Below are 26,891 nucleotides of genomic sequence, written 5' to 3'. Positions count from 1 at the left end.
TTCCGGAATCATTCTCCGATGTGCTGCCCTTGCAGCCAAGGATGCCGACCAATGATCATGGCCGAATTCAATCAGCCGCCTGCCTCGTCGCCAGCGTCGGCCGTCGTCGACCCGTTGCAGGATCCGGCCCTGCTGCGCCGCCTGCTACGCGCCAAAGACCGAATGGATGCCGCCTCGCACGAGGCCTGGCCCGTCGAACGCCTGGCCGCGGTCAGTGGCGTCTCCGAGGCCCATTTCGCTCGCTCCTTCAAGCGGGCCTTCGGCATCCCGCCGCATCGCTACCTGCTGACGCGGCGCATCGAGCAGGCCAATACCCTGCTGCGCGACACTGGGCTCAGCATCACGGAAATAGCGTTCGCCACCGGTTGGGAGAGCCTGGGTACCTTTGGCCGCATCTTCCGCGACATCACGGGGCGAAGCCCCAGTGCCATGCGCCGTGAGGCGCAGGCCGCCATGCAGCAGCTCGACCGCGTGCCCGCCTGCGTTCTGAAGGCCGCGCAGCGTCCCGATCTCACCATCGCAGTTTTGGAGAAGCGCCGCCGTGTGGCCAAAGGTACATTCCGGCCATCAACCAAGGAGGTGTCATGAACCAGGGTATTAGTGTGGTCGGCTTGTACGTCGACGATCAGGACGAAGCGCTCAAGTTCTACGTCGACAAACTCGGATTCCGCGTGCATACGGACGTGGTCAACGGTCCCTACCGGTGGCTCACAGTCCAGCATCCGGACCAACCCTCGTTCCAGCTCGGACTGTTCAAACCCGGTCCGCCCATTCACGACGATGCCACCGCGCAGACCCTGCGCGCGATGGTCGCGAAGGGGGCCATGCCGCCGCTCGTCCTCGTGGTGTCCGATTGCCGCGCCAGCTACGCCCGGCTAAAGGCAAGTGGCGTGGAATTCACCCAGGAGCCGGTCGATCGTTTCGGCAGCGTCGACGCCGGTTTCCGCGACCCCGCCGGCAACGGCTGGAAGATGATTCAGGAGCCGCGAAGCACGACGTGAGTAGTCACTCAAATGTCGTTACGGCGCGGATAGCGGTCATCCGCCTCATTGGTCAACGGCACTGGTTTCCCGGTGAGCGGTTGGAGTGATATTGCGCTCCGCCTCGATATTTTCGAGGGCTTTTTGCGCCGCCAGTACGGCGTTGTACACGGAGAGGCAGCGTGCGTATAGCCGCTCGCCCGCGGGCGTGACATCGACGCGCCGGCTCGTTCTCGTGAGAAGTGATGCTCGAAGCGCATTCACCCGTGCCGCCGACTCGTTCGAGATGCCACTCGCCACGGTGAGCAAACTCGTGCGTTCACTGGAGCAGCATCTCGGCGTCAAACTGCTTCAACGAACGACGCGACGCGTCACCGTCACGGCCGAGGGTGCCGCGTACTACGAGCGCACCTCGCGCGTGTTGAAGGAACTCGAGGACATCGACTCGGGTTTCGCCAGCGCACATCAGCGTCCGCGCGGACGGTTGCGCATCGACATCGGCTCGGCGAACGCAAGCGGCGTGTTGATCCCGGCACTGCCCGACTTTATTGCGCGATATCCCGACATTCATGTCGATCTCGGCGTGAGCGACCGGCAGATCGATCTCATTGGCGAGAACGTAGATTGTGTCGTCCGCGGCGGCAGCGTAGACGAGCCCTCACTAGTCGCACGTCCGCTTGGCCGTGCATCGTGGGTGACATGCGCGACGCCCGATTATCTGAAGCAGCACGGCAGGCCGATGCATCCCGACCAGCTTAAAAGCGGCCATCGGATCGTGAGCTACGTTTCTGCACGGACGGGACGCGTGTTGCCGATGCGTTTTCAGAAGGGCCGCGAGCGAATCGAAATCGGCAGCTTACAAGGCATGGGGGTGAACGAGAGCAACGCCCATGTCGCGGCTGCGCTGGCCGGTCTCGGCGTGATTCAAACCTTCTCGTTTGCCGCGAGGGACGCGATCGCGCGTGGCGAACTCCTGCCTGTTCTGTCGACGTGGCAACCGGATCCATACCCCTTCTTCCTCGTGTATCCGCCAGACAGGCATATGAGCCAGCGGTTGCGCGTCTTTATCGAATGGGCAACGGAGCGGTTTGCACACAAGTTCGATCGGGCAACGTAGCCGTCGTCGCGAACGCGGCCGGCCAGGTGTGGGCTAAGCGAACTTCTGTGCTAATCGGCCGGCATGAACTCGCTTGACAATGGTCTTATATGCCCATAATATTTTCTCCAAGATCTTAACGTTTGATCCAACATGACTGCGTCTCGGCTGGCAATCAATCCTGGTGTATGTAACAACACCGCTCTGCGTAAAGCCGCGCGGCGCTTGACCCGCTTCTATGATGCCTGCATGGCGCAAACCGGTTTGCGGGCCACGCAATACACGATCTTGAGTCTCCTTGCCAGCCGCGGGCCGACGACAATGGCCGCGCTTGCCGACGTGTTGTCGATGGATCGGGCAACGATGGGACACAACGTTCGCCCGCTCGAGCGCGACGGGCTGATCACGATTCAGGTCGGGCGCGAAGATCGCCGGGAGCGAGAACTAGTGTTGTCTACCTTGGGCGCCAAGATTGAGGCGCAAAGCAAACCGTCGTGGCAGAAGGCGCAAGCACGCTTCGAAAAGGAATTTGGAACGGAGGACGCGTTGGCGATGCGGCGATTCATGGCTCGAATCGTGCAACTGGACCTGACCATGGATCAAGAGACTTTCTGAGGTCAAGGGCGCCACATCTGCATTGAGATCCCCGCGACATGCGGCGAGAGTATCCCGTTCTCTCGCCGCAAAAAAATTCCATATACGGGCATATGAGACTATGTATCGTGGATATTCGATCGTTGGGTGTGCGCCGCAACCTCCTCTTTGCACTTTCCTTTTCGTTGATGACTGCCGTGAGTTCCGCGCACGCTGCCGAAGTTACCGCACGCGATACGCAGGAGATTCATGACTTGTTCCTGCGTCAGGCCGCCGCCGAAACGGCCCATGACATCGACACGCTCGACGGCACGCTGGCGCATGCCGTTCCAGGCCAGCCAGACCCTGTCTCGTTCGTGGCTCGCGCGTACCGGTTCTGGGGCAGGGATGCCGTCATGGAGCACTTCCGCAAGGCTTTCACGGGTACGTGGCGCGTTGAACCGGATCAGAGCGCTATAAGCATCATTCCGTTGAACGGCGACACGGTGCAGATCTATGCACCGACTCGCGTCACACTCGGAGCAGCCGGCCAACCCGCCAGAACTGCGACATTTCTGATCAACGAGTTTGCGATCCGGACGCCATCCGGTTGGAAGATCTCGGCGGTAATTCCCGTTCCTGCCGAGTGAATGGGAGATGCACATGCGCATACAGAAAACACTCGCTTCATTCCTCGCGGTTGTGGTCCTTGCGGCCGCTAATGCGACTGCATACGCCGCCGCCACGCATCGTTTCACGGAGAAAGACAGGCAAGAGGTCAAAGACGTCTTTCTCCGACAGGCAGCGGCTGCTACGGCGCATGACATTGCCGCGTTTGAGCGCGTACTGGCATCCGCGCCAGCTGGCCAACCCGACCCGATCGCATTCGTGGCTCGCGCCTACCAGTTCTGGGGGAAGCCCGCGCTCATCGAGCATTTCAAGGAAACCTTCAAAGGGGTGTGGAAGTTCGAGCCGAACGTCGAGAGCATCAAGATTGTTCCCCTGACCGCAGACGTCGCCCAGTTGTACGCCCCCACGCAGATTACCCTTGGCGCTTCGGAAGCGTCAGCGAGGAGCGCTCCGTTCCTCGTCTATGAAGTCGCTGTCCGAACCCCGGAAGGTTGGCGGATTGCATCGATCGTGCCTGTGCCGGCGCCTGCGCAGTAGATCCGATTTTCTCTGTCAACGAGAGCAAGAGAAACGGAAGCCGTCGTCTGCTCTCGGAATAGAGGACCGCAGATCTTTCGTTATGAAGATGTCGCCGGCGCGGTCTGCGGGGCTGACGAAGTCCTGATACGCGTCGATACGATCTCAATCGAGGGCGTGATCCCGTCAATCGCAAAATCGGCCCGCTTGCCCGCGTACGGATTCTCCATTACGAACTCACGAGCCAATCAGGACTTTTGACGATTCGGCCATCAAGCCGTTGCTCGACGATGCTGTCGCGAACGGCGCTGTTCACGGCATTGCGGCAATGGTGTTTGACCGCAGCGGCGCGCTGTTCCATCGCGCCGCCGGCGAGGCAGGTCAACACACGATGTTCCGCAATGCCTCGAATCTATCGCGGCTTGGAATCAGCGGAACGAATTAGAACTGACCGGCTTCGATGAGAACCATCATCTCGACGGCCGCGATCCTCGCGCACGATGCAATTTCTTCCTCGCTTGCGCTCTTCACGCCAAACAGCGCCTCGTCGAAAAGCGTGGCCTTAAGGAGTGCCGCGAAGGTTGCCGCGGCACCATACTTGTCTTTGACTTTCCAGCCTGTGACAGGTAACCATCGGTCAAGATAGCTCGCGAATAGCGCGTGGCGTGCACCCGCAACCTGTTCGCGATAGCGGCGCGCGAGTTCGGGGAAGCGAGGGGCATCGCGGGTCACGACGCGATACAACGCCAACTGTTCTTCCGAAAGCGCGTGCCGAAGATATTCGCCCCCCCGCGATCGGCAACGCGGCGGGCGGCGGTTCGCTAAACCAATCAGGCTCGCCAAGCTCGGCGACTCCCTCTGCCGAACCGGACTGCGTGCCGGTCGTCGAGCAGGCCGCTTCCATCACCGCACTGAACAGATCGTCCTTGCTCTCGAAGTGCCGGTAGAGCGTCTTGATCGATACGCCGGCTTCCGCGGCGATCCGGTTCACCGAGCTTTCCGCATAGCCATTCTCAAGGAACGCCCGCAGCGCATGACGCCGGCGACATTCGGCAGCATGCTGCGGATGGATCTGTCGATTCAAAGTGTTTCGCAGCAGGAAATGGCACTTCAGGATGTTGCGCTCAATCTGGGCTTTGACTCGCCTGGGACTTCACGCGCTTGTTTGCTCGTCAGCAAGGGGTGACACCGAGCCAATACAGACACAACGTACAATTTGTCTCTGGGGCAGGGCGGTGATAGCCGCGCGTTTGCCCGAACGTCACTGACGATTGCACTCGGGGGCGGGGTTTTCCCTGGATTTAGCATGAGCCACCCGGACGCGCGGACAGATGCGGTCAGAAAAAGCCGCGCGGTCGCACTGCGCTCGCGGCATTGTGGAACAGCTGGTTTAACAATAACCCGTTGTTTCAAAATGATATTTCCTTTCATGATCGCGGCCGGGCGCCGCTCGGGCGCTCAGACTTAAGTGAACAAAGTCCAAAGTTGAGTGAATCTCACCCAACAGCAGCATCCCTTCTTGAATTTGTCACCACCCGTCCATATAATTAGCACTCGCTGCACGAGAGTGCTAACAACATCGCCGGTTGGCTCAGCCAGCCGGGTTTTCTCAGCGTTCTTCAGTCTCAATCAAGAGAGGAGTATGTATGAACCTTCGTCCTTTGCATGATCGCGTGATCGTCAAACGTCTGGATCAAGAAACCAAGACTGCGTCGGGCATCGTGATCCCCGAAGCCGCAGCAGAAAAGCCGGATCAAGGCGAAATTCTGGCAGTCGGCCCGGGCAAGCGTGACGACAAGGGCGCTCAAATCGCGCTCGACGTGAAGGTTGGTGACCGCGTCCTGTTCGGCAAGTACGCAGGCCAGACCGTTAAGGTCGACGGCAACGAACTGCTCGTGATGCGCGAAGAAGACATCATGGCCGTGGTGCAAAAGTAAGCGCTGGTCGCTACTTTTCCCGGTCATATCTTAAAGAATTCAAGGAGTTAGAAGATGGCAGCTAAAGACGTCGTATTCGGTGATTCCGCCCGTGCCAAGATGGTTGAAGGCGTGAACATCCTCGCGAACGCTGTGAAGGTCACGCTGGGCCCGAAGGGTCGCAACGTTGTCCTGGAACGCAGCTTCGGCGGCCCGACGGTCACGAAGGACGGTGTGTCGGTCGCGAAAGAGATCGAACTGAAAGACAAGCTCCAGAACATGGGCGCGCAAATGGTCAAGGAAGTTGCTTCCAAGACCAGCGACAACGCAGGTGACGGCACCACGACCGCAACGGTTCTGGCTCAGTCGATCGTCCGCGAAGGCATGAAGTACGTCGCGTCGGGCATGAACCCGATGGACCTGAAGCGCGGTATCGACAAGGCTGTGTTCGCAGCGATCGAAGAACTGCGCAAGATCAGCAAGCCGTGCACGACCAATAAGGAAATCGCCCAAGTCGGCGCGATTTCGGCAAACAGCGACTCGTCGATCGGCGATCGTATCGCTGAAGCCATGGACAAGGTCGGCAAGGAAGGCGTCATCACCGTTGAAGATGGCAAGTCGCTGCAAGACGAGCTGGACGTGGTCGAAGGTATGCAATTCGACCGCGGCTACCTGTCGCCGTACTTCATCAACAACCCGGACAAGCAAGTTGCCGTGTTGGACAACCCGTTCGTGCTGCTGCACGACAAGAAGGTGTCGAACATCCGTGATCTGCTGCCGGTACTGGAGCAAGTCGCCAAGGCTGGCCGTCCGCTGCTGATCATCGCAGAAGACGTCGAAGGCGAAGCACTGGCAACGCTGGTGGTGAACAACATCCGCGGCATCCTGAAGACCGTTGCTGTCAAGGCTCCGGGCTTCGGCGATCGTCGTAAGGCCATGCTGGAAGACATCGCGATCCTGACCGGCGGTCAAGTCATCGCTGAAGAAACCGGCCTGACGCTCGAAAAGGCAACGCTGGCTGAACTGGGTCAAGCGAAGCGCATCGAAGTGGGCAAGGAAAACACGACGATCATCGACGGCGCTGGCGAAGGTGCGAACATCGAAGCACGTGTGAAGCAAGTTCGCACGCAAATCGAAGAAGCAACGTCGGACTACGACCGTGAAAAGCTGCAAGAACGCGTTGCCAAGCTGGCAGGCGGCGTTGCAGTGATCAAGGTCGGCGCTGCGACCGAAGTCGAAATGAAGGAAAAGAAGGCACGTGTCGAAGACGCACTGCACGCAACGCGCGCAGCTGTGGAAGAAGGCATCGTTGCTGGCGGCGGCGTCGCGCTGATCCGCGCACGTACGGCAATCGCCGGCCTGAAGGGCTTGAACGCCGATCAGGACGCAGGTATCAAGATCGTGCTGCGCGCGATGGAAGAGCCGCTGCGCCAGATCGTCACGAACGGTGGCGAAGAAGCCAGCGTCGTGGTGGCAGCTGTTGCTGCTGGCAAGGGCAACTACGGCTACAACGCAGCAACCGGCGAGTACGTCGACCTGGTTGACGCAGGTGTCGTGGATCCGACGAAGGTGACGCGCACGGCGCTGCAAAACGCAGCTTCGGTTGCGGGTCTCCTGCTGACGACCGATGCAGCTGTCTGCGAACTGCCGAAGGAAGATGCTCCGATGGGCGGCGGTATGCCCGGCGGCATGGGCGGCATGGGCATGGACATGTAATTTCAGTTGGGCCTCGTTACGAGGTCCAGTTGGAAGCACATGGGGGAGTGCGCCGCGAGGCGTGCTTCCCAAAAGAAAAAACCCGCAGAAATGCGGGTTTTTTTATGGGCGCTTGCTGCGGGCTGAAGCGCCGGGAAAGCGGCCGGCGCTTCGCGCCAGCTATCAGTGCCGCGCTTCGCCCGGCGCCGCATCCTTGCCGGCTGTCGGCGGCGTATCGTCGTCGCTGCTGCGCGCCCAGAAGAACCGGTCCGGCATATACGCGCCCATGCCCGGCCGGAAAGCGTTGCGCAGGGCCTGGTACAAATATTCCTGCGCCTCGCGCACCGCTTCAGCGGGCTCCTGACCGTTGGCCAGCAACGCGGCGATCGCCGAGCCCAACGTATCCGTCAAGCCCATGATCCGATGGCTGCCGCGGTCCCACATGTCCTGACGCAACTGGCCGTCTTCGCTGAACAGCGTGTTGACGTGCCGGTGTGTGCCGGTTTCCGTCGACAGAATGTATTCGCAGCCTTGCGACAGCAGATGCGAGATGGCGGCGTCGAGGCTCGGCGCTTCGGCGTCGCCGTCCGGTTGCGCGAGCGCGAGCAGCGTGGCGGAATCGGCGACCAGCAACGTGGTTTGCGGCGCGAGCAGATCGGCGATCGCTTCGCGCAGTTCGTCGGCGGACAGCACGTGCTCGTCGTCGAGCGTGAAATCGGGGGCGAGAATCAGTGGAATGTCGTCGTAATCGGCGACGACTTCGGCAATCGCGCTCACTACTTCCGCGCGGGTGCAGGCGCCGACCTTGAACGCGGCGATCGGCATGTCTTCGAGCAGCATCCGCGCCTGGGTCGCGACCACTTCAGGGTCGAGCCCGGTGACTTCGTCGCAGCTCGCCGAGTCGCGCACGGTGTAGCCCGTGAGCACGGAGACGCCATGACAGCCCATGCTGGCAAGGGTCATCAGGTCGGCTTGCAGGCCTGAGCCGCCAGTGGGATCGGAAAGGCCGAAGGTGAGGACGATCGGAGGCGTGTCGCTGGGCATGAAGATTGACAGAAAGGAGCTAAATTTAGGCGCAGAGAGTGCGCAATCGACTCAATTATGCGGCCTAAACCGTCGCGAGGGCGTTTTTTCGCATCTCGCGATGCATTGCAGCAAGCCAGCCGCGGCCGGCGCGCGGCATGGCGCCGCAACCACCGTGCCGGCCGACGCAAACTGCATAGCCAAAGGCCGTAGCACGCTACGATTGCGCGTTTCTGATTGCTAGGCATTGGGGCGGCAACACGGTACCATCATGGCTCCCGTTTCCACGGACTCTACGACGCGACACAAGAATGGAATATCAAAGCTGGATGTGCCTGATTTGCGGCTGGATTTACGACGAAGAAGCCGGTTTGCCGGACGAAGGCATTGCGCCGGGCACCCGCTGGGAAGACGTCCCCATTAACTGGACCTGCCCGGAGTGCGGCGCGCGTAAGGAAGACTTCGAGATGGTCCAGATCTGAAGTCCGGGAGCAGCCGGCATGCCGGCTGCGGGCCGTGCCGCATGCCTGCGGCGCGGCATTGGCATGGTGTTTCGCAGCCGGCGTGGCGCGCCGGATCGAACGCACCCGGTGCGCTCTGAAGTTTGCCCCAACGCGTCGACGCGGAACGTCCTCGGCCGTGCCGTGTCGCAACGTTAGTCTGTCATTGTCCTGTCGCCGGTTCGCGCGTTAGCCGATCAGTCTGCGTGCGGCGCGAGGCGACGGCCCGTCAGCTTCGTGTCGCCTGCCCATGACTCTTCGATCCGCTGCACCCGTTTCCTTCGATGCCTTGCCGAACCCGCGCGGCGGCGCCGTGCGTCCGGCCGAACTGGCGCTGGCCGAGGCGCTGCTGGCATTCGAGCAGCACAGCGAGAGCACCTCGGCGTTGCTGCGTGCGTCGCACGCTTTGCGCGGAGCCGGTTGGCTGAGCGCGCAGCGCTTTGCTGACGCGCTGGTGCGGCTGTCGCCGCTCCTGGAGGGCGACCCGGCCGACGCGGTCAACGCGCGGCCTGTGTTCGGCGCGGCCTTGCGCGACTTCCGCGCCGCGCTCGAACGCCACAATCTGCGCGAGCTGTCCTGCTCGCCCGTGCTGTTCAGTCATTACCGGGCGCTCTGCACGCATCTGTCGGAGCACACGCCCGGTTCCACCGTCGCGTTCGAAGATCTCGCGTTGACCGCGCGGCCGGTGCCACCGGTCTCGCTACACGCGCAGTCCGCCGATCAATTGGCTCATCTGCGAGCCCGCTATGAGCGCGCGCTGCTGCCGGTGCTGCGCTCGCAGGCCGATTCCGGCAGTGCGGCGGCGCTGGCCGTGACCAATGCGGCGCTCGACGAACTGGACGCCGTTTTCAGTGAACTCGCCGGCCCGGACCCCTACGATTTCTGGCGCCTCGCCAAGGCCTGCGCCAAGGCTCTGCGGGTCAGCGGCCGGGCCACCGGGGAAACCGACGCGCGGCGTTTCTACGCCCGTTGTAACCTCGCGCTCGCCGATCATGCGCGCGGCATCGAACTTGCGCCGCGCTCCCTCGTGCGCGCGACGCTTGCGCTGCTGTGGCGCGACTACGCGTTGTTCGGCGCCGCAGCGGAAGACGCCGACCAGGTGGAAGTGCTGCACGACTACGGCTTGACCGTCGACTGGCACGTCGCGGGCACCCAGGCATCCGAAATGCTCTGGGAAGCGGGCGCAGTGCAGGCGCAGGCGATCAGCGCCACGCGCAGTGCATTGACGCGCGAGTTGGGCGTGCTGGCGGTTAACGCCAACGCGTACGAAGATTTTCTGCAAACCGCGGACGCCTCGATTTCCGCATTGACCGAGCACGCCCGCGCCGCAGACCAGCCGGAGAAAGCCGATCCGAGCGAAGCGCTGCAAGCGGGCGATGCCGCCTACCGGCTCGGCTCCGCCGCGTGCGCGCTGGGCCTCGGCCACGTGGCGCTGCTGGCCGATGCGCTGGGGCTCGCGTGGCGCCGTCGCGCGCATGCCGGCGTGTCGACGCCCGCGGTGCGTGCGCATGTGATTGTCGGCGCGCCGGCGGCGAGCACGCTCGAAGAGGCCGCCGAGGCCTTGCGTGCCACGTTGCACAAGGTTGCAGCGGGCGTCGCGCCGCCCGGCGGCAACACCGCGCTTGCCGCCTTGACGCGCTCGATCGAGCAGGGCGGCGCGTGAACAGTACGCGTGGCGGATTCGGCCCGCCGGACCCTCTGTCGGCCGGACGCAACGGGCCGCAATGACATATCCCGGCGGCACGCAATACGCGTGCCGCGAAACCCTGCGAACCTGCACCGTGGCGCGCGCCCGCGTGCGTGATAGAGTGCAACTTGAATGGCCGTCGATGGCTCGCGGCACGCTCCATGGCACACATCGCGGTTCCACGCTCAAAGCCCGCCATCCTGCATCGTCTTTGCTAAAATCCGAACTATGTCCAAGAGTACCGATCGCATCAATCTGACCAACCAGTTCCTGATCGCCATGCCGAACATGGCGGATCCGACGTTTTCAGGAACGGTGGTCTACCTTTGCGATCACAGTGAGCGCGGTGCGCTCGGCCTCGTGATCAACCGGCCGACCGATATCGACCTGCAAGCGCTCTTCAGTCGCATCGATCTCAAGCTCGAGATCGAACCCCTTCTCCATGTGCCCGTTTATTTCGGCGGCCCGGTGCAAACCGAGCGCGGCTTCGTGCTGCACGATCCGAAAGACGGCAACGCGTACACCTCGTCCATGTCGGTGCCGGGCGGTCTCGAGATGACCACCTCGAAAGACGTGCTCGAAGCGGTGGCGAGCGGCACGGGTCCCGAGCGTTTCCTGCTCACGCTCGGCCATGCCGGCTGGGGCGCGGGCCAGCTCGAAGAAGAGATTTCGAAGAATGGCTGGCTGACGGTCGAAGCCGACCCGAAAATCGTCTTCGACGTACCCGCCGAAGAGCGTCTCGAAGCCGCGCTGGCCTTGCTCGGCATCAACCTGTCCATGCTGTCGGGCGAGGCGGGTCACGCATGAGCCTGCCGGGCGGATGTGAGGCGACGCTGCTTGCGTTCGACTACGGCGAAAAACGCATCGGCGTGGCGGTCGGCAATTCGCTGACGCGTCGCGCGCGGGCGCTCGTGATCGTGCAGAACCGCAGCCGCGAATACCGTTTCGAGGCGGTCGGCAAACTGATCGCCGAATGGAAGCCGGACGCGCTCGTGGTCGGCTTGCCGATGCATCCGGACGGCACGCCGCACGAAATGACGCAGCTCGCGAAGCGCTTCGGCAATCAGCTGAACGGCCGCTTCAATCTGCCGGTCACGTGGATCGACGAACGCTATTCGTCGGTCGAGGCGAAGGCGGAAATCCGCGCCGGCAACGGCCGCGCCGACATGCTCGACGCCGAAGCCGCCAGCATCATCCTCCAGCAATATCTAGACGGACTATCCGACGATCATGAGTTCCATTGACGCCGAAGCGCTTTATCGCGCGTTGCTCGACCAGATTCGCGCGGTGTATGGCGACCAGCTCGGCGCCGGGCAAGACGGCGCCGAGGGCGCAGTGCTGGCCGGCATATACAGCGGCGGCGCGTGGCTTGCCGAACGGCTTGCGCTCGACCTGAACCTGCCGAGCTTCGGCGTGGTGAACGTCGCGCTGCATCGCGACGACTACGCAAAAAAAGGTTTGCACTCGCAGGCGAGCCCGACCTCGCTGCCGTTTTCGGTCGACGGCCGCCGCATCGTGCTGGTCGATGACGTTCTCTACACCGGCCGCACGATTCGCGCGGCGCTGAACGAACTGTACGACTATGGCCGGCCCGCATCGGTCGAACTGGCGGTTCTCGCCGATCGCGGCGGGCGTGAGTTGCCGGTGGCGGCGCGGTTTGTCGGCGGTGTGGTGGATACTCCCGCCGACGCCACGCTCGTGCTGGCCCGCACGCAAAGTGGTGCAACGAGCGGTGCACCCGGTCAGCCGCGTTTCACTTTTCACACGGAAGCACGCGTCGATTGAACGCAGCTTTGCTCGTTGCGCAACACCGTATCCGGCGCGTCATGTTTCGCGCGAAGGGTCTGCGTTGGCCAAAACGATCGCACGCAGGCCGCATCGACACCGATTATGTTGAAGCTTGTATTTGAAGCAGGTACACCGTCAATCACCCCGGCCCAAGGCCGAGGCTTGTGGGGTAGTAATTCGCAAGTCTGAGGTTGACCAGACCATCCGTCGCAAGACGCGCCGTTGTGCAGGAGACAGCAGACCCACCGCCAGATGCTTCCTGAGTCTGGCGCTCTGGAAGTCGCAGCAGCAGACAAGCCCCGGGTAGGCACGAAACGGGCTGCGACCGGCGGGTTTTCTCGCCCCCTGCCGCACAACATGGTCGAGGGGAGCGGCGCCGCAAGGCGCCCGTCACCAGGTCCGTAAGGGCAACGCGCCGGACGTTTTCCGGTTGAACACCAGGAGCTGCAGTTGGCGGTATTCGTTCTAGACAGGTCGGGCAAAGCGTTGATGCCGTGCAGCGAGAAGCGCGCGAGGTTGTTGCTCGCGCGCGGGCGTGCGCGCGTTCATCGCCTCATGCCCTTCGCTATCCGGCTCGTCGACCGCGAGCTTCGCAGCAGTGCAGCACAACCCCTGCGCATCAAGCTGGACCCGGGCAGCGAGACGACTGGGCTGGCACTGGTCCGCGACATTGAACAGCTCGACGCCTCGACGGGAGAAATCCGTCGCGGAGCCGTTGTACTCAACCTGTTCGAACTGGTCCATCGCGGCCGGCAAATCAGCGAGGCGCTCACCGCGCGGCGCGCCATGCGTCGCCGTCGGCGCGGCACCCTGCGCTACCGCGCACCGCGCTTTCTGAACCGTACCCGGCCTGCAGGATGGCTCGCGCCATCTCCGCAACATCGAGTGGATACGACGCTCGCCTGGGTCAAGCGGCTCCAGCGTTGGGCTCCGATAACGGCGGCGAGCACTGAACTCGTGCGCTTCGACATGCAGGCGCTCGATAATCCAGAAGTCACCGGTGTCGAGTACCAGCAGGGAATCCTGCTCGGGTATGAGCTGCGTGAATACCTGCTGGAGAAGTGGATGCGCATGTGCTGCTACTGTGATGTGCAAAACGTGCCGCTCAACATCGAGCACCTGGTGCCGCGTGCGCGGGGCGGCTCGAACCGGGTTTCGAACCTGGTGATTGCTTGCGTACCCTGCAACATCCGCAAGGCCGCGCAGCCGCTCGACGTCTTCGTGAAGGACAAGGCACGCCTCGCGCGCATCACGGCCCAAGCACGGCGCCCGCTCAAGGATGCCTCGGCCGTCAATGCGACCCGCTGGGCGCTGGTCAATGCCTTGCGCGCCACCGGTCTTCCGGTCGAAACCGCTTCAGGCGGACGAACGAAATACAACCGTAGCCAGCTCGGCATCCCGAAGACGCATGCGCTGGATGCGGTGTGCGTGGGCGAGGTTTCGGCCGTCTTGGCGTGGCGCAAGCCGACCCTGCAGGTCAAGTGCACCGGGCGCGGCAGCTATCAGCGCACGCGACAGGACAGGTACGGTTTTCCGCGAGGCTATCTGATGCGCGCCAAGCGCGTGCACGGGTTCGGCACGGGAGACCATGTGCAGGCCGACGTGCCCTCGGGCAGAAAAGCGGGCACGCACCGTGGCCGTGTGGCCGTGCGTGCCACCGGCAGTTTCAACATTCAAACTCACGGTCAGGTCGTACAGGGCGTTGCTCACCGCTATTGCCGAGTGCTGCAGCGCGCGGACGGCTACGGCTACTCAAGGATGGCAACTGAAAAAGGAGAAGCGGGAGCAGGGGCTGCTGCGCAGCCTGTGCCATCCCTCCCCGGCCTAAAGGCCGAGGTTTCCCGCGCAGAAGGATGAACACCGCTACCCAGGCTCACAAGGATTCCGCCGATAGCGCCACCGAGCGCTTCCGTTACGGCTTCCTCAAGGGCAACCCGCAGCTCACGAAAAACGGCGAGCTCAAACATCTATTGTCGATCGAGGGCTTGCCGAAGGCGATCGTCAATCACGTTCTCGACACCGCCGACCAGTTCGTCAGCGTGACCGATCGCGAAGTGAAGAAGGTGCCGCTGTTGCGCGGCAAGTCGGTGTTCAACCTGTTCTTCGAGAACTCGACGCGCACCCGCACCACCTTCGAGATCGCCGCGACGCGTCTGTCGGCGGACGTGCTGAATCTGAACATCAATGCGTCGTCGACCAGCAAGGGCGAGTCGCTGCTCGACACGATCAACAACCTCTCGGCGATGCATGCCGACATGTTCGTCGTGCGCCATGCATCGAGCGGCGCGCCTTATCTGATCGCCCAGCATTGCGCGCCGCATGTGCACGTGATCAATGCCGGCGACGGCCGTCATGCACACCCCACGCAGGGGCTGCTCGACATGTACACGATCCGCCACTACAAGAAGGACTTCACGAAGCTGCGCGTGGCGATCGTCGGCGACATTCTGCATTCGCGGGTCGCCCGCTCGGACATTCATGCGCTGACCACGCTCGGTGTGCCGGAAGTGCGCGCGATCGGTCCGCGCACGCTGTTGCCGGGCGGCCTCGAACAGATGGGCGTGCGCGTGTTTCACAACCTCGACGAAGGTCTGAAGGACGTCGACGTGATCATCATGCTGCGTCTGCAGAACGAGCGGATGAGCGGCGCATTGCTGCCGTCGGCGCAGGAGTATTTCAAGAGTTGGGGCTTGACGCCGGAGCGTCTCGCGCTCGCCGCGCCCGACGCGATCGTGATGCACCCGGGCCCGATGAACCGCGGCGTCGAAATCGATTCGCAAGTGGCCGATGGCCCGCAATCGGTGATTCTGAACCAGGTGACCTTCGGGATCGCGGTGCGCATGGCGGTGATGGGGATCGTCGCGGGCAACCACGATTAATCTTGCAGACGTCGAGCGCCACGGCGCCACGTCACTCACGCACACGAACCCGCGACACACGACGCGGAACCTAGCTGAACTCAGCTGAACATAAGGCAGCGCATGAAGATTCATATTCAAGGCGGCACGCTGATCGATCCGGCAGCGGGCACCGAACAGCAGCAGGATATTTTTATCGAAGCGGGCAAGATCGTCGCCATCGGCAACGCGCCCGCGGAGTTCAACGCGGCGAAGACGATCGACGCCAAAGGCCTGTGTGTCGTGCCGGGTCTGGTCGATCTCTCGGCGCGTTTGCGCGAGCCGGGCTACGAACACAAGGCGACGCTCGAATCCGAAATGGCCGCGGCGCTCGCGGGTGGCGTGACGAGCCTCGTGTGTCCGCCGGACACCGATCCGACGCTCGATGAACCGGGCCTCGTCGAGATGCTCAAGTTCCGCGCGCGCAATCTGGATCAGGCGCACGTGTATCCGCTCGGTGCGCTGACGGTCGGCCTCAAGGGGCAGGTCATCACCGAGATGGTCGAGTTGACCGAAGCGGGCTGCATCGGCTTTTCGCAGGCCGACGTGCCGGTGGTCGACACTCAGGTGCTGATGCGCGCGCTGCAATACGCGAAGACCTACGGTTACACCGTGTGGCTGCGTCCCGTGGACGCTTATCTCGGCAAGGGCGGCGTGGCCGCGAGCGGCGCGCTGGCGTCGCGGTTGGGGCTCTCGGGCGTGCCGGTGTCAGCGGAAACCATCGCGCTGCACACCATCTTCGAACTGGTGCGCGTGACCGGTGCACGGGTGCATCTGTCGCACGTGTCGTCGGCGGCGGGCATTGCGCTGATGCGCGCGGCGAAGGCCGAGGGCCTGCCGGTGTCGTGCGACGTCACCGTGAATCACGTGCATCTGATCGACCTCGACATCGGCTACTTCGACGCGCAGTTCCGGCTCGACCCGCCGTTGCGTCAACAGCGCGATCGCGAAGCGATTCGCGCCGGTCTGGTCGACGGCACGATCGACGCGATCTGCTCCGACCACACGCCCGTCGACGACGACGAAAAGCTGCTGCCGTTCGCCGAGGCCACGCCCGGTGCGACCGGGCTGGAGCTGTTCCTGTCGCTGACGGTAAAGTGGGCCGACGAAGCAGGCGTGCCGCTCGCCAAGGCGCTGAACCGAATTACCACGGCGCCGGCCGATGTGCTCAATCTGGACGCGGCCGGTCGTATCGCCGTGGGCGGCGTGGCCGATCTTTGCGTGTTCGACCGAAATGCTTACTGGCGCGTCGAGCCGCGCGCGTTGAAGAGCCAGGGGCACAATACGCCGTTCCTCGGCTACGAATTGCCGGCGCGCGTGCGTGCGACCATCGTGTCCGGGCGCGTCGCGTTCGAACAGCGTTGATCGCCGCAGTGTTGCTACTCTCGTCGTCCCGCTCATAAGCCAGTTCGTGGCCCAATCAGGAACGCTCCGACCATGAAGCTCGCGTTACGCAAGGCCCGTCTCGTCGCCCATCTGCTGCACGGCATGTGGATCGTGGCGACGCGCTTTCCCAAAGCCAGCGCCCATGTGCGTCACACGCTCAATCGCGAATGGTCGCTGAAGATGTTGCGCCTGTGCGGCATGCGGCTCGTCGTGCATAACGACAGCGCACGGCTCGATCGCGGTGCGCTGGTGGTCGCCAACCACATCTCGTGGATCGACATCTACGTGATCAATGCGTGGCGGCCCACGCCGTTCGTCTCGAAGGCCGAGATCCGGCAATGGCCGGTGGTCGGCTGGCTCGCGCAGCAACTGGACACAGTGTTCATTCAGCGCGAAAAGCGCAGCGACGCGAAGCGGATCATGCATGAACTGTCCGACCGCCTGGGCGCGGGCGACTTGATGTGCGTGTTTCCCGAGGGCACCACATCCAACGGTCTCGCGCTGCTGCCGTTTCACGCGAACATGTTTCAGGCGGCCGTGTCGGCGTCGGCGGCGGTGCAGCCGCTGTGCATCATGTATGAGGACGCGCAGGGCCGGCAATCCACCGCGCCTGCCTATATCGACGATCTGTCGCTCGCGGATTCTCTGAATCTGCTGCTGAGCGGCGGACCGCTCACCGCGCATATCTATGTCTGCGCACCGCTCGCGCCAGGCGCGGACCGGCGCACGCTGGCGGCAGAAGCGGAAGGTGTGATTGCGGCCGCATTGCAGGCGATGCAAAGCGGCACCGCGACAACCGGCGCGGTGATGGCTGAGCGGGCCGCCACATCCGCCGCCGTGGCAACGCTGATCGAAGAACCAGTCGATCAGGTCGACCAGTCAGGGCGTTCGGCCTGACATTTGGGCTGACCTCGGGCCTTTCATCCGGCCGCGTCACCGCGGCGAGTTAGTTGCCGCCGCCCGGCGCGCGGCAGTTTTCGCAATCGACCTGCGTCAGCGTGCGTTCCGCGGGCTTTTGCGCGAGACGCACGGCGGACAGTTGTTCGCCCCACACGCAGCCTGAGTCGAGACCGATCAGGTTGTCACGCAAAATCAGGCCGAGCGCGGCCCAATGACCGAACACCACCGTCACATCGGAGGTCTTGCGCGACGGGACATCGAACCACGGCATGCAACCCGGCGGCGCCGCGTTCAGGCCGCCGCTGCTGCTGAAATCCATCACGCCTTCGGCGTTGCAAAAGCGGATGCGCGTCAAACGCGCTGCACGTCAAACGCAGCCGCTCGATGCCCTTCAGTCCCGGTTTCCAGCGGTTCGGCTCGTTGCCGTACAAACCGGCGAGCGTCTCTTTCCAGTTCGGCGCACGCAGGGCGCGCTGCAATTCGTCGGCGAGTTCGAGCGTCAGATTCACATCCCACTGCGGCAGCACGCCCGCATGGACCATCAGCATGCCGTTGTCGAAGTGCGCGATCGGACGGTGGCGGATCCATTCGAGCAGGTCGGCGGCATCCGGCGCGGCGAGAATCTCGTCGATCGTGTCGCCTTTCTTCGACTTGCGAATCCCCGCCGACACCGACAGCAGATGCAGATCGTGATTGCCCAGCACCGGCACCGCCTGCTTGCCGAGCGCGATGACATCGCGCAACGTGGCCAGCGACTCGGTGCCGCGGTTGATCAGGTCGCCCGCGAACCACAGCGGCGTACCGGTCGGCGGCGCGGCCTTGGCCAGCAGCTGCTGGAACGGCGTGCGGCAACCTTGCAGATCGCCGAAAGCGAGCGGGAGTGGGGACGGATCGGAAACAGCGGAAGACGTGGTGGACGGTGTCATCAAGGAAATGGGTGCGGTTTGATACACGCTGTTACGCACGAGGCGTGCCGCGTTGGGCAATGCAACATATTAGCGTGACATAATAGCCCGTTTGAAGGATTGATATCGCGTCAGGCGCGGCTGGCAAGCGGCCTGGGGCAGGACCCCGCGATATTGCGACACAACAGGATGACTTTCATGAACGGAGAAAGCATGTCGTCTTTTCATGCAGAGCAACCTATCCGTACGCTCGTCACCGGGGCGAGCGGCTTTACTGGCCGCTATCTGGTCGATAACCTGCTCGGTCGTGGCCACACGGTGATCGAAACGGTCGCCGGGCGCGACGAGCCAGAAACGCCGACGCGCCTGAGGCTCGACATCACGTCGCCGGATGCCTGCCGGCGCGTGATCGAAACCGCGCGCCCCGACTACATTGTCCATCTGGCCGCGATCAGCTTCGTAGGCCATAACGATCCGCTCGACTTTTACCGCGTCAACGTGATCGGCACGCTGAATCTGCTGGAGGCGTGCGCCGCAGTCGGCCATACGCCCCGCAAGCTGCTGATCGCGAGCAGCGCGAACGTCTACGGCAACGTGACGAGCGACGCCATCGACGAGAGCTTTCCGGTCACGCCGGTCAATCACTATGCGGCCAGCAAGGCGGCGATGGAAACCATGGTGCGGACCTGGTTCGACCGCCTGCCGATCCTGATCGTGCGGCCGTTCAACTATACCGGCCGCGGCCAGGCGTCCAACTTCCTCGTGCCGAAGATCGTCGAGCACTTCGCGCGCCGCGAACCGTCGATCGAACTCGGCAATATCGACGTTGCGCGCGATTTCTCCGACGTGCGCTACGTGGCGAACGCCTATGAAGCGTTGCTCGACTCCGAGGCCGCTTCGGAAACGGTCAATGTCTGCACCGGCACGCCTTTCACGTTGCGCGAAATTCTCTCGGCGGCGAGCGATCTGACGGGGCATGAGCTCGAGATTCAGATCAATCCCGCCTTCGTGCGACAAACAGATGTGAAGATGCTGGCCGGTTCGCCCGCCAAGCTGCGCACGCTCGTGCCGAAAGTCGAGGCCATTCCGTTCATGGATACGCTGCGCTGGATGCTGGCGGCATAATCGGCCGCACCTGCGCGGCAATCCGCCATCTTTTTGGGTCATGGTGACGCGCGACTTTCGATCGCGTATAAACAATCATAATGCTTCGCATTGCACGCTGATTTGGTCAGATGTGTGCGGCGTTTGCCTCCCGTTTTGGCGGTGCGTCGCGTTGAATAAGGCCGCTAGCCGTTCCATCGGCGCGGCGCTCCATCATGCCTGCGGCCGTTCACAGCGACATTTATCGTGAAAGTGACGGCCGGATTAAGTGATGGAAACCAGACTTGTCAAGCTGTTTCAAGTTGTTAGGGTTCTAGTTTTTGCCTTAGGCGGCTTTATAATCGGGGCTTCATAAGATTGGCGTTTGAGCGCCCGCCCGCAGTGCCAGGGGCGGCGGCGGGCGTCGACAAGATTCCGACACCACAACGCGTGGGAGCAGGTCAGTCAGCCTAATTCGACCTGCTACCAAACATCTAGAAGGGAATTTCATGATTCTGGTAACGGGCGGCGCCGGTTTTATCGGCGCCAATTTCGTGCTCGACTGGCTCAATGCGTCGGACGAAGCGGTACTGAACGTGGACAAGCTGACGTACGCCGGCAATCTGGGTACGCTCAAGTCGCAACAAAACAATCCGAAGCACATTTTCGTGCGCGCGGATATCTGCGATCGCGCCGCGCTCGACGCGCTCTTTGCCGAGCATAAGCCGCGTGCCGTGCTGCATTTTGCCGCCGAGAGCCATGTGGATCGCTCGATCCATGGCCCGGCTGATTTCGTGCAAACGAACGTGGTCGGCACCTTCACGCTGCTCGAGGCGGCCCGCAATTACTGGAATGCGCTCGGCGAGGCCGACAAGGCCGCGTTCCGCTTCCTGCACGTGTCGACCGACGAAGTGTTCGGCTCGCTCTCCGCTACCGATCCGCAATTCTCCGAGACCACGCCGTACGCGCCGAATAGCCCTTACTCGGCCACCAAGGCGGGTTCCGACCATCTGGTGCGCGCCTACCATCATACGTATGGCCTGCCGGTGCTCACCACGAACTGCTCGAACAACTACGGCCCGTACCAGTTCCCCGAGAAACTGATTCCGCTGATGATCGCCAATGCGCTCGGCGGCAAGCCGCTGCCGGTCTATGGCGACGGTCAGAACGTGCGCGACTGGCTGTATGTCGGCGACCATTGCAGCGCGATCCGCGAAGTGCTCGCGCGCGGCACGCCGGGCGAGACATACAACGTCGGCGGCTGGAACGAGAAGAAGAATCTCGAGGTCGTGCATACGCTGTGCGACCTGCTCGATCAGTTGCGTCCGAAGGCGGGCGCGTCGTACCGCGATCAGATCAGCTATGTGAAGGATCGTCCGGGCCACGACCGCCGTTATGCGATCGACGCGCGCAAGCTCGAACGCGAACTCGGCTGGAAGCCTGCGGAAACGTTCGAAACGGGCCTCGCGAAGACGGTGCAGTGGTATCTGGACAATCAGGAGTGGTCGGACGAAGTCGCCTCCGGCGACTATCGCAAGTGGGTTGAGACCAACTACGCGCAGCGCGCGTAAAGGCACGGCAATGGCGCGCAAAGGCATTATTCTCGCGGGCGGCTCGGGCACACGCCTGTATCCGATCACGCATGTGGTCTCCAAGCAGTTGCTGCCCGTGTACGACAAGCCGATGATCTACTATCCGCTCTCCACGCTGATGGTGGCGGGCATTCGCGACGTGCTGATCATTTCGACGCCGCAGGACACGCCGCGCTTCGAAGCGATGCTGGGCGACGGCAGCCAGTGGGGCATGAACATCCAGTACGCGGTTCAGCCGTCGCCGGATGGGCTCGCGCAGGCGTTCATCATCGGCCGGGATTTTGTGGGTAACGATCCGTCGGCGCTGATTCTTGGCGACAACATTTTCTATGGTCACGATCTCGCGAAACAGCTCGAGCGCGCCAACGAGAAAACGGAAGGTGCCACGGTCTTTGCGTACCACGTGCACGATCCTGAACGTTACGGCGTGGTCGAATTCGACAAGCAGTTCCGCGCGCTGTCGATCGAAGAGAAGCCGGCCAAGCCGCGTTCGAACTACGCGGTCACGGGTCTGTACTTCTACGACAAGCAGGTATGCGACATCGCCGCGGACATCAAGCCGTCGCCGCGTGGCGAACTTGAAATCACCGACGTCAACTCGCGTTATCTCGCCAACGCCGCACTCGAAGTGGAAATCATGGGTCGTGGTTACGCGTGGCTCGATACCGGCACGCATGATTCGCTGATCGAAGCGGCCACGTTCATTGCTACGCTGCAGAAGCGTCAGGGCCTCGTGGTCGCGTGTCCGGAAGAGATCGCTTACCGGCAACAGTGGATCGACGGCGAGCAGTTGCAGGCACTCGCCAAACCGCTCGCCAAAAACGCCTACGGGCAATATCTGCAAAACATTCTTACGGATCAAGTGGCATGGCCATCCAAGTAACCGCTACCGCGTTGCCTGAAGTCAAGATCATCGAGCCGAAGGTGTTCGGCGATGCGAGAGGTTTTTTCTTCGAGAGCTTCAACGCGAAGGAGTTCGCCGAGCAGGTCGAGCCGGGCGTCGAGTTCGTGCAGGACAACCATTCGCGCTCCGCGAAGGGCGTGCTGCGCGGATTGCATTACCAGGTCCAGAATGCGCAGGGCAAGCTCGTGCGCGTCGTCGAAGGTGAAGTGTTCGACGTCGCTGTCGACATCCGCAAGAGTTCGCCGAATTTCGGCAAATGGGCCGGCGTGGTTTTGTCGGTCGATAACCACCGGCAGTTGTGGGTGCCGCCCGGTTTCGCGCATGGGTTCGTGGTGCTGTCCGAATCCGCGCAGTTCCTCTACAAGACCACCGACTACTGGTATCCCGAGCACGAGCGCAGCATCGTCTGGAACGATCCGGAGATCGGCATCGAATGGCCGATCGACGCCGAGCCGCTGCTGGCTGCGAAAGACGCGGCGGCCAAGCGCCTTGCCGATGCTGACGTGTTCGAGTAAGGGGCTGGAGCATGAGCGCACATGATGCCAAGCGAACGATCCTCGTCACCGGCGTAAATGGCCAGGTGGGCTTCGAGCTCGCGCGTACGCTGCAAGGGCTCGGCACGGTGGTCGCGGTGGACCGCGCCGCGATGGATCTGTCCGATCCGGATCAGGTGCGTGCCGTGGTGCGCAACATCCGGCCGACGCTGATCGTCAATCCCGCAGCTTATACCGCGGTCGACAAGGCGGAAGAGGAACTCGATCTCGCCATGCGCATCAACGGCGAAGTGCCCGGCGTCCTCGCTGAAGAAGCGAAGAAGCTGGGCGCGGCGCTGGTCCATTATTCGACCGACTACGTGTTCAATGGCGAGAAAGACGGCGCCTACGTCGAAGACGATCCCACCGATCCGCAAAACGCGTATGGACGCACCAAGCTGGCCGGCGAGCAGGCCATCGCCGCGAGCGGTTGCGCGCACCTCATTTTCCGCACGAGCTGGGTGTACGGCACGCGCGGCAAGAACTTCCTGTTGACGATGCTGCGCCTCGGCGCGGACCGTGACGAGCTGAGCGTGGTCGCCGACCAGGTCGGCGCGCCGACCTGGTCGAAAACGATTGCGGCGCTCACTGCGAACGTACTCGCGCAGGCAGCGGCGCCGGGCCAGAGCGACTGGTGGCAGCAGCATTCGGGCGTTTATCACCTGACCGCGACGGGTTCGGCATCGTGGCACGGTTTTGCCGAGGCCATTTTCGAACTGTCGGGTCTGGCGAAAACGCCGACCGTCAAACCGATCCCGGCTGCTTCCTATCCGACGCCGGCGAAGCGGCCCGCAAACTCGCGCATGTCGAATGACAAGCTTGCACGGACGTTCGGCGTGCAGGCGCCGGACTGGCGCGACGCCTTGCAACTTTGCCTGGCCGAGCGTTGAGCAGCACGCCGCTGACATCGCGTACGGGGGCCGTCGTTGTTTTCTACAACCCCGATGCGGCCTGTATCGAGCGGGCCAACCGGCTCGCCGCAAGGATGCACTGCGTGGTGGTCGACAACACGCCGGACGTGCGCCCAGCGAGCGAGCTGGGACTAGCCGGCGCGATCGAGTACCTGCCCAACGGTGAGAATGCGGGCATCGCGACAGCGATCAATCAGGGCGTCGAAGCGCTGATGCGCGGTGGCTTCGAAATGGCGATCATCTTCGATCAGGACAGCGAGCCGCCCGCGTCGCTGTTCACGGAGTTGCCGAAGGTCATCGACGCGGCCAACGCTTCAGGAGAGCGTGTCGCGCTGGCGGGTCCGGCCTACGAAGATGCGCGCCTGCGTGGCCTCGCGCCGTTCGTGCGCTTCAAGTGGGGCACGCTGGAGCGGATCGTACCGCAGGGCGATCAGCCCATCGAGGTCGATTTCCTGATTTCGTCGGGGTCGTGCATCAATTTGCGCTGGTGGTCGAGCATCGGTCCGATGGACGACGCGCTTTTCATCGATTTTGTCGACCTGGAATGGTGTGTGCGTGCCAAGCAGAAGGGCTATCGGGTGCTGGGCGTGCCATGGGTGCACATGAGCCATGAACTCGGCGGCGAGCCGGTCCGCGTACTGGGCCGCGCGTATCCCATGCATAGCCCGTTGCGCCACTACTACCTGTTCCGCAATGCCGTTGTGCTGATTGGCCGTTCCTATGTGCCCTGGACGTGGAAGTCGTCCGAACTGGTCAAATTTCCCGTGCGGCTCGTCATCTATTCATTGATGCCTTCGCAGCGGATGGCCCATTTGAAAATGGCGTTGCTTGGAATGTGGGACGGCATTCGCGGGCGGTTGGGCAGGCTTTAGAACGCGGTGCGGCGGTAGTCAGTGCCATTGGTCAGGAAACCGACGAGCAGCAGTCAGCTCGTCGGATGAGCAGGAAGGAAATGCATGAACACAAAATTTGGTGAGCATCAGCAGGATGTAGTCAGTCAGGACGTCTCCCAAGATGAGCCGTTGTCGCATGGCGCGGAGGATATGCGCCATCTTCAGGGGCGTGTGGCACTGCTCGAAAAACTGCTTGATGATGCGCTGCACGATGGCGAGTCGATCGCGAAGCTGAACAATCGGATTCTGAAACTGGAAGTTGAGAATGCCGCTTTAATCAATTCGACCTCGTGGCGGGTGACGGCGCCGCTGCGCTCGCTTGCCCGCGTCGTGAAGGCGGTGCGTCTCGCGTTCAGCACCATTAGCCGCCAGGCCGAGGTCAGGGGCGGGCTGGGTAGCGCGTTGGGCTACTACGCGTCGACGATCCGGCGCGAAGGTCTGCCGGGCGTCGTGGCGCGCGTGCGCCGGCTCAAAAGCGGCCGCGGGTTCGCCGACGGTCCGCCGCGTGACGAGGTTTATCACGAGTGGATCGGCCTGTACGACACGGTCACGCCGACCAGGAAACTCGAAATCGAAGCGGATATCGGCCGGCTGACGCGCAAGCCGCTGATCTCCGTCGTCGTGCCGACGTTCAATAGCGACGAACGTCTGCTGCGCGAAATGGTTGCCTCGGTTCAGGCGCAAATCTATCCGCATTGGGAGTTGTGCATCGCGGACGATGCGTCGACCCAGCCGCACGTCAAGGTCGTCCTGCAGGAACTGGCCGCTGCCGACAGCCGCATCAAGGTCGTCTTCCGCGAGACGAACGGCCACATTTCCGAAGCGAGCAATAGTGCGCTCGCGCTCGCGACCGGCGAATACGTCGCCTTGCTGGATCACGACGACCTGCTGCCGCCGCACGCGCTGTACATGGTGGCGCGCTACATCAATCAGCATCCGCAAGGCCGGATGTTCTATAGCGACGAAGACAAGCTCACCACCGAGGGCAAGCGCACCACGCCTTACTTCAAATGCGACTGGAACCCTCAAATGTTTCTGACGCAGAACATGTTTTCCCATCTGGGCGTGTTCGAGACGAAGCTGGTTCGGGAAGCGGGCGGCTTCATGAAGGGCTTCGAAGGCAGCCAGGACTACGACCTGGCGTTGCGCTGCGTGGAGCTTGCCGGCGACGACAGCGTGATCCACATTCCACATGTGCTGTATCACTGGCGCATCGTGCCCGGCAGCACGGCGGGCAGCGGCAGCGAGAAGCCTTATGCGTTGATCGCCGCGATTCGCGCGTTGGAAGATCATCTGAAGCGGGCCAACATCAGCGCAACGGTCGAGCACCCGATCGAAACACTCGGCGTGCTGCGCGTGCGTTATACGTTGCCGAGTCCGCAGCCCAAAGTGTCGATCATCATTCCGACACGGGATGGCCTTGACCTGCTCAAGCAATGTCTCGACAGTATTTTCGCGCGCACGCTTTATCAGAATTTCGAAATCATCATCGTCGACAACGGCAGCGTGAAGCCGGAAACGCTGAGATATTTCGACGAAGTGTCGCAGCGTCCCAATGTGCGTGTTTTGCGCGATGAATCGCCGTTCAATTTCTCGGCGCTGAATAATCACGCGGCGCGCGTGGCGACCGGCGAATTCCTGTGTCTGTTGAATAACGATATCGAAGTGATCTCGCCGGACTGGTTGAATGAAATGGTCAGTCTGGCCAATCTGCCGCGCGCCGGCGCGGTGGGCGCCTGTCTGTGGTATCCGACTGATGCATTGCAGCACGGCGGCGTGGTGCTCGGTCTCGGCGGCATTGCCGGCCACATGCATCACATGATGAAGCGTGGGCATTACGGGTACTTCGGCCGCGCGGTGGCGACGCAGAATCTGTCGGCGGTGACCGCCGCCTGCCTCGTCGTCAGGAAGTCGGTCTACGACGAAGTGGGCGGCCTGGAAGAAGAACTGGCGGTCGCCTTCAACGACGTGGACTTCTGCATGAAACTGCTGAAGGCGGGCTACCGCAATATCTGGACGCCGTATGCCGAGTTGTACCACCACGAATCGGCCACCCGCGGCTCGGACCATGATCCGGTGAAGTACGAGCGCTTCGTCAGCGAGATTCGCCGCATGGAGGCACGTTGGGAGGGCTGGTTCGAACGGGACCCGGCATACAACCCCAATCTGTCGCTCAACTGCGAGGTTCTGCCGTTTACGCTGGCGTCGCCGCCGCGCATCGGTCAATTCGAATAGCGGCGCGGCTCAGGCGGCCTGACGCCTGCACGAAGGGTCCTGCGGCGCGCAGGGCCTGATTTGACTGGGTTCCGTCCGCTACGGCAGAATGCCGGGTTAAGATGGCGGCGGCTGTATCCAGAAATATTCATTACGTTCCGGCGCGCCTGTCAAGTAAGCATTCGACCTGCACCGTCGCGGATTACTTTGACGCGCGAGAGGATCGGCTGCTAGCGAACGGGATCGATGTGTGAGGCGGCGGGGAGCAA

General features: G+C 62.6%; 30 protein-coding genes. 25 read left to right on the top strand and 5 right to left on the bottom strand.

Features of this window, described 5'->3' with window-relative positions:
• The first annotated feature begins 57 nt into the window (after positions 1-57).
• The 6 genes from B0G74_RS16225 to B0G74_RS16200 all read left to right on the top strand — a co-directional run bounded on the left by B0G74_RS16225 (position 58) and on the right by B0G74_RS16200 (position 3,816).
• Positions 58-588 (top strand): AraC family transcriptional regulator, encoded by a 531-nt coding sequence (locus B0G74_RS16225; RefSeq protein ID WP_132376972.1) that lies wholly within the window; start codon positions 58-60, stop codon positions 586-588.
• Entirely contained in the window at positions 585-1,001 is a 417-nt protein-coding gene (locus tag B0G74_RS16220; RefSeq protein WP_132375882.1) for a VOC family protein, read from the top strand. Before B0G74_RS16225 ends, B0G74_RS16220 begins: the two co-directional genes overlap by 4 nt.
• Before the next feature lie 187 nt (positions 1,002-1,188).
• Positions 1,189-2,097, top strand: a complete 909-nt coding sequence (locus tag B0G74_RS16215; RefSeq protein WP_279388583.1) for a LysR family transcriptional regulator — start codon at positions 1,189-1,191, stop codon at positions 2,095-2,097.
• Between the two features lie 228 nt (positions 2,098-2,325).
• Entirely contained in the window at positions 2,326-2,691 is a 366-nt protein-coding gene (locus tag B0G74_RS16210; RefSeq protein WP_165923868.1) for a MarR family transcriptional regulator, read from the top strand.
• Positions 2,692-2,819: 128 nt separating this feature from the next.
• Complete coding sequence (locus B0G74_RS16205) at positions 2,820-3,299, top strand: nuclear transport factor 2 family protein (protein WP_243658204.1); 480 nt, start codon at positions 2,820-2,822, stop codon at positions 3,297-3,299.
• A gap of 13 nt (positions 3,300-3,312) precedes the next feature.
• The gene (locus B0G74_RS16200) at positions 3,313-3,816 is read left to right on the top strand and encodes a nuclear transport factor 2 family protein (RefSeq protein ID WP_132375879.1); all 504 of its coding nucleotides are present in this window, start codon (positions 3,313-3,315) and stop codon (positions 3,814-3,816) included.
• Positions 3,817-4,024: 208 nt separating this feature from the next.
• Here B0G74_RS16200 and B0G74_RS47460 read toward each other — a convergent pair whose 3' ends face one another.
• A complete protein-coding gene (locus B0G74_RS47460; protein ID WP_279388582.1) occupies positions 4,025-4,156 on the bottom strand; it encodes a hypothetical protein in 132 nt (43 codons plus the stop codon).
• Positions 4,157-4,236: 80 nt separating this feature from the next.
• Positions 4,237-4,638, bottom strand: coding sequence for a TetR/AcrR family transcriptional regulator C-terminal domain-containing protein (locus tag B0G74_RS16195; protein WP_132375878.1), 402 nt, complete (start codon positions 4,636-4,638; stop codon positions 4,237-4,239).
• 94 nt (positions 4,639-4,732) lie between these two features.
• On the opposite strand from B0G74_RS16195, the gene B0G74_RS46650 reads away from it, so the two are divergent.
• The 3 genes from B0G74_RS46650 (at position 4,733) to groL (ending at position 7,427) form a co-directional block, all read left to right on the top strand.
• A complete protein-coding gene (locus B0G74_RS46650) occupies positions 4,733-4,981 on the top strand; it encodes a hypothetical protein (RefSeq protein ID WP_243658203.1) in 249 nt (82 codons plus the stop codon).
• A 460-nt stretch (positions 4,982-5,441) separates the two neighbouring features.
• The gene (gene groES, locus B0G74_RS16185; protein ID WP_007178996.1) at positions 5,442-5,732 is read left to right on the top strand and encodes a co-chaperone GroES; all 291 of its coding nucleotides are present in this window, start codon (positions 5,442-5,444) and stop codon (positions 5,730-5,732) included.
• A 54-nt stretch (positions 5,733-5,786) separates the two neighbouring features.
• Positions 5,787-7,427: a chaperonin GroEL gene (gene groL / locus B0G74_RS16180; protein ID WP_132375877.1), complete on the top strand. Its 1,641-nt coding sequence runs from the start codon at positions 5,787-5,789 to the stop codon at positions 7,425-7,427.
• A gap of 162 nt (positions 7,428-7,589) precedes the next feature.
• On the opposite strand, the gene B0G74_RS16175 is transcribed toward groL, so the two are convergent.
• Positions 7,590-8,450, bottom strand: coding sequence for a hydroxymethylpyrimidine/phosphomethylpyrimidine kinase (locus tag B0G74_RS16175; RefSeq protein ID WP_132375876.1), 861 nt, complete (start codon positions 8,448-8,450; stop codon positions 7,590-7,592).
• Positions 8,451-8,740: 290 nt separating this feature from the next.
• Between B0G74_RS16175 and B0G74_RS16170 the strand changes: the two genes are divergently transcribed.
• From B0G74_RS16170 to B0G74_RS16130, 9 genes are all read left to right on the top strand, one after another.
• Positions 8,741-8,911: a rubredoxin gene (locus B0G74_RS16170; RefSeq protein ID WP_006047743.1), complete on the top strand. Its 171-nt coding sequence runs from the start codon at positions 8,741-8,743 to the stop codon at positions 8,909-8,911.
• A gap of 268 nt (positions 8,912-9,179) precedes the next feature.
• On the top strand, positions 9,180-10,592 hold the full coding sequence (locus tag B0G74_RS16165; RefSeq protein WP_132375875.1) for a hypothetical protein: 1,413 nt from the start codon (positions 9,180-9,182) through the stop codon (positions 10,590-10,592).
• A 252-nt stretch (positions 10,593-10,844) separates the two neighbouring features.
• Positions 10,845-11,423, top strand: a complete 579-nt coding sequence (locus B0G74_RS16160) for a YqgE/AlgH family protein (protein WP_007178990.1) — start codon at positions 10,845-10,847, stop codon at positions 11,421-11,423.
• Positions 11,420-11,860: a Holliday junction resolvase RuvX gene (ruvX, locus tag B0G74_RS16155; RefSeq protein ID WP_132375874.1), complete on the top strand. Its 441-nt coding sequence runs from the start codon at positions 11,420-11,422 to the stop codon at positions 11,858-11,860. The genes B0G74_RS16160 and ruvX overlap by 4 nt, the downstream gene beginning before the upstream one ends.
• Positions 11,847-12,401 (top strand): bifunctional pyr operon transcriptional regulator/uracil phosphoribosyltransferase PyrR, encoded by a 555-nt coding sequence (gene pyrR / locus B0G74_RS16150; RefSeq protein WP_132375873.1) that lies wholly within the window; start codon positions 11,847-11,849, stop codon positions 12,399-12,401. The genes ruvX and pyrR overlap by 14 nt, the downstream gene beginning before the upstream one ends.
• A 453-nt stretch (positions 12,402-12,854) precedes the next feature.
• Positions 12,855-14,261, top strand: a complete 1,407-nt coding sequence (iscB, locus tag B0G74_RS16145) for an RNA-guided endonuclease IscB (RefSeq protein ID WP_132375872.1) — start codon at positions 12,855-12,857, stop codon at positions 14,259-14,261.
• Positions 14,258-15,283, top strand: a complete 1,026-nt coding sequence (locus tag B0G74_RS16140; RefSeq protein WP_132375871.1) for an aspartate carbamoyltransferase catalytic subunit — start codon at positions 14,258-14,260, stop codon at positions 15,281-15,283. The genes iscB and B0G74_RS16140 overlap by 4 nt, the downstream gene beginning before the upstream one ends.
• Before the next feature lie 102 nt (positions 15,284-15,385).
• Entirely contained in the window at positions 15,386-16,666 is a 1,281-nt protein-coding gene (locus B0G74_RS16135; RefSeq protein WP_132375870.1) for a dihydroorotase, read from the top strand.
• A 72-nt stretch (positions 16,667-16,738) separates the two neighbouring features.
• Positions 16,739-17,584, top strand: a complete 846-nt coding sequence (locus B0G74_RS16130; protein ID WP_132375869.1) for a lysophospholipid acyltransferase family protein — start codon at positions 16,739-16,741, stop codon at positions 17,582-17,584.
• 49 nt (positions 17,585-17,633) lie between these two features.
• Here the strand turns inward: B0G74_RS16130 and B0G74_RS46645 are convergent, their stop codons facing one another.
• Together B0G74_RS46645 and B0G74_RS16125 are read right to left on the bottom strand one after the other, a co-directional pair.
• A complete protein-coding gene (locus B0G74_RS46645) occupies positions 17,634-17,810 on the bottom strand; it encodes a hypothetical protein (protein WP_243658202.1) in 177 nt (58 codons plus the stop codon).
• Positions 17,770-18,513 (bottom strand): symmetrical bis(5'-nucleosyl)-tetraphosphatase, encoded by a 744-nt coding sequence (locus tag B0G74_RS16125; RefSeq protein WP_243658201.1) that lies wholly within the window; start codon positions 18,511-18,513, stop codon positions 17,770-17,772. Before B0G74_RS16125 ends, B0G74_RS46645 begins: the two co-directional genes overlap by 41 nt.
• Before the next feature lie 192 nt (positions 18,514-18,705).
• Here B0G74_RS16125 and B0G74_RS16120 point away from each other — a divergent pair, with 192 nt between their 5' ends.
• From B0G74_RS16120 to B0G74_RS16090, 7 genes are all read left to right on the top strand, one after another.
• Complete coding sequence (locus B0G74_RS16120; RefSeq protein ID WP_132375868.1) at positions 18,706-19,617, top strand: GDP-mannose 4,6-dehydratase; 912 nt, start codon at positions 18,706-18,708, stop codon at positions 19,615-19,617.
• A 467-nt stretch (positions 19,618-20,084) separates the two neighbouring features.
• On the top strand, positions 20,085-21,146 hold the full coding sequence (gene rfbB, locus B0G74_RS16115) for a dTDP-glucose 4,6-dehydratase (protein WP_132375867.1): 1,062 nt from the start codon (positions 20,085-20,087) through the stop codon (positions 21,144-21,146).
• A gap of 10 nt (positions 21,147-21,156) precedes the next feature.
• On the top strand, positions 21,157-22,050 hold the full coding sequence (gene rfbA, locus B0G74_RS16110; RefSeq protein WP_132375866.1) for a glucose-1-phosphate thymidylyltransferase RfbA: 894 nt from the start codon (positions 21,157-21,159) through the stop codon (positions 22,048-22,050).
• Complete coding sequence (rfbC, locus tag B0G74_RS16105; protein ID WP_132375865.1) at positions 22,035-22,586, top strand: dTDP-4-dehydrorhamnose 3,5-epimerase; 552 nt, start codon at positions 22,035-22,037, stop codon at positions 22,584-22,586. The genes rfbA and rfbC overlap by 16 nt, the downstream gene beginning before the upstream one ends.
• Positions 22,587-22,597: 11 nt before the next feature.
• A complete protein-coding gene (gene rfbD / locus B0G74_RS16100; RefSeq protein ID WP_132375864.1) occupies positions 22,598-23,494 on the top strand; it encodes a dTDP-4-dehydrorhamnose reductase in 897 nt (298 codons plus the stop codon).
• Positions 23,491-24,387, top strand: coding sequence for a glycosyltransferase family 2 protein (locus B0G74_RS16095; RefSeq protein ID WP_243658200.1), 897 nt, complete (start codon positions 23,491-23,493; stop codon positions 24,385-24,387). The genes rfbD and B0G74_RS16095 overlap by 4 nt, the downstream gene beginning before the upstream one ends.
• 84 nt (positions 24,388-24,471) lie before the next feature.
• On the top strand, positions 24,472-26,643 hold the full coding sequence (locus B0G74_RS16090; RefSeq protein WP_243658199.1) for a glycosyltransferase family 2 protein: 2,172 nt from the start codon (positions 24,472-24,474) through the stop codon (positions 26,641-26,643).
• Positions 26,644-26,891: the final 248 nt, after the last annotated feature.

Origin of the sequence: Paraburkholderia sp. BL9I2N2, from assembly GCF_004339745.1 — a bacterium.
Taxonomy (GTDB): domain Bacteria; phylum Pseudomonadota; class Gammaproteobacteria; order Burkholderiales; family Burkholderiaceae; genus Paraburkholderia.
Note: the sequence above shows the minus strand (reverse complement) of the source record. Positions and strands in the feature narration are given on the sequence as shown.